Annotated in this window: 2 protein-coding genes; both read right to left on the bottom strand. The window is 56.7% G+C overall.

The genetic code is table 11. The features are described 5' to 3' along the window. Positions 1-593 (bottom strand): hypothetical protein (locus tag C8D82_RS20480; protein WP_133245332.1); only part of this gene is annotated, 593 nt, incomplete at its 3' end. 31 nt (positions 594-624) lie between these two features. Beyond that, positions 625-1,224 (bottom strand): hypothetical protein (locus C8D82_RS21475; protein ID WP_165833242.1); only part of this gene is annotated, 600 nt, incomplete at its 5' end.

Genomic DNA, 1,224 nt, shown 5'->3' on the forward strand with positions numbered 1-1,224 from the left:
CGCCCTGAGATGTCGTCGATTTCCACCGCCGTGAAGCGGCCGCGGATCTGTTCCGGCATCATTCCGATAAAGTGGCCGACGCCGGCGCCGAACTCCCCGAACTCGCCTCCGGCGATCCCCGCCTTTTCCGCGATTTTCCACAGAAATTCGATCAGGAACTTCGGCGTGTAGTGGGAGTTCAACGTCGAGGCGCGGGCCGAAACGTACTCCTGAGCGGTCAGTGCCGCTTTGAGTTCCTCATACTCACGGGCGAACTCCTGCCGGTCGGGATCGAACGCCTGCGGAATCCCGCCCCAACCGGAGTATTGAATCAACTGCCGGCATTCGTCATCCGATGGGGAGCGGCCGGAGTGTTCCAGCTCCTTCAAAAGCCGGATCGCGGTGAGGTTGGCCGCAATTTTGTGTTTGGCCCCAGCCGGATACAGCACGTCCTCCGGCCTGATCCGATAGCTGCTGCGGGGAATGTCTGCAATCGGTTTCAGTGCGGCGGGCGATGTGAAGCGAGGTTCCCGGCCCAGGCTTTCCAGCGACGGCAGCGCCAGAGAGTCTTCCGGCGCCTCAAGGTCGAACAGATCGAAATTCAGTGCTTCCATGATAAATCCCTTTTGCATGATGCCTTTTTCATCAGGCAGCTTCGCAGCCTTTGAACGCATTGCGGTATTGTGCCGGAAACAGGTAGGAAGTGGAATAAAGATTCTTGCGCAGTTTGGCGATGTCGAGTGTTTGGCTTTTCTGCGCATATCGTTTACAGGATTCGTAGTGGTCCCGGATGCGGAACGCCATTTCCAGGTCGAGTACGGTCGGCTGTTCTTTTACCAGCACCTTTTCATTGAAAAAGTTTTTAACCTTATAGCCGATCTGTTCAAAGTTGCCGAAGATGTCGGCGCAGGGATCATCCTCCTTGAAATAGAGAATATTGCAGCAGTCGATATCCGGAACCGGGCCGGAAAGTTCGGCGGCGCGTTTCAGCGTATTCTCGCCATAGGCCATGAACTCGGAACAGGAGCCGTCGCGTCCCCAGTCGCGGCCGCGCCACTTGAGCATGCCTCCGTATACATCGGCGGCCATCTGGCAGATCGTCTTCATCACCTCATATTTGCGGCCGGCTGCGATCGGCCAGTGATTGTAACAGATCGGGTGCAGATTGCTTTCGGCGGTATCGGTGATCAACGCATAGATCATCTCCCGTTCGCCCCGGCATTGATAGGCTTTCATGCTGCGAAG

Origin of the sequence: Victivallis vadensis, from assembly GCF_003096415.1 — a bacterium.
In the GTDB taxonomy this organism is placed as follows: domain Bacteria; phylum Verrucomicrobiota; class Lentisphaeria; order Victivallales; family Victivallaceae; genus Victivallis; species Victivallis vadensis.